Genomic DNA, 1220 nt, shown 5'->3' with positions numbered 1-1220 from the left:
CACCGAGTAGTAATCAACCCGATTACCTGCAAGTCCATTCTCAATTTCGGGCAATTTTTACCTCCAACCCGGAAGAATATTGTGGGGTTCATGCTACCCAAGACGCCTTAATGGATCGGTTGGTGACAATTAATATGCCTGAACCGGATGAACTGACTCAGACTGAAATTATCGCCCAAAAAACAGGAATTCGTCGAGAAGATGCCTTATTTATTGTCAACCTCGTCAAAACCTTCCGTCTGGAAACTGCGGCGGAAAAAACGTCAGGTTTGCGCTCTTGTTTAATGATTGCCAAAGTCTGCGCTGAACACGATATTGTGGCTACCCCAGACCACGCAGATTTCCGCGATATTTGTGCAGATGTTCTCTTGTCGCGCACGAATTTATCCATTGATAAATCGACAACCATTTTATGGGAAATTCTCAACGGCAATCCGACAGAATCCTTACCCGTTGTAGAGGAAACGGAGCGTCCAGATGCCAGTGCGTTACCTCCTGATCCTTTAAAGGAACATGAACAAAAAATTTATCATTATTTGGAGCAAACCCACAAAGCCAGCTTTCATGAAATTTACAAAACTTTAAACCTCAAGCAAAATCAAGCAGAAAAAGCTATTCGTTCTTTACTGCAAAAGAACTTGCTGAAACAACAAGACCAGTTTTATATTCTTTTTGAGTGAAACCAACCGTGAATTCCTCCACTTTTGCCAACCCGCTCAAAACCCACTCAAATAACACCCTGACAACGGCAACTTAAGGTTCGAGTTTAGCGGATATCCTTGAACGAGTTTTAGATAAAGGAATTGTGGGGCGATATTTCTGTTTCGATCGCCTCTACTTCGATCGCCTCTACGGAACTTCTGCATATCCGCATTCGTCTGTTAATTGCCTCTGTTGATAAAGCACGGGAGATGGGAATTAATTGGTGGGAAGGTGACCCCTATCTCCATAGCCAATCCCAAGCTTTATTAGCAGAAAATCAAGAACTTTCAAACCGACTCCAAACCTTAGAAGCGGAACTTTAAGCCTTAAAATCCTTAACCCAATCGAGCGCCGTAGAAAGCCATGATCTCAGTCCGAACGATGAAGCACATTCCGAAAAGCCAGAAAATTCCCAGCTTGAGTTCTAATCGGTTAGAGGGAGGTTTACGTCATTTCACCTTAGATAAAATATCAAGTGTGCGAAGTTCCACACTTCAGATTCGCCGTCAAAAACTGAT

General features: G+C 43.0%; 1 protein-coding gene and 1 pseudogene. Both read left to right on the top strand.

Annotation, left to right across the window (positions count from 1 at the left end):
* Positions 1-680, top strand: a pseudogene (locus tag AM228_RS31455) (gas vesicle protein GvpN); the annotation flags it as partial.
* 123 nt (positions 681-803) lie between these two features.
* Entirely contained in the window at positions 804-1025 is a 222-nt protein-coding gene (locus tag AM228_RS34740; RefSeq protein ID WP_369817816.1) for a hypothetical protein, read from the top strand.
* The last annotated feature ends 195 nt before the right edge of the window (positions 1026-1220 follow it).

The sequence above is a fragment of the Planktothricoides sp. SR001 genome, assembly GCF_001276715.1.
Classification (GTDB): Bacteria; Cyanobacteriota; Cyanobacteriia; order Cyanobacteriales; family Laspinemataceae; genus Planktothricoides; species Planktothricoides raciborskii.
The sequence above is the reverse complement of the archived record's forward strand: the minus strand, read 5'-3'. Positions and strand labels throughout refer to the sequence as shown.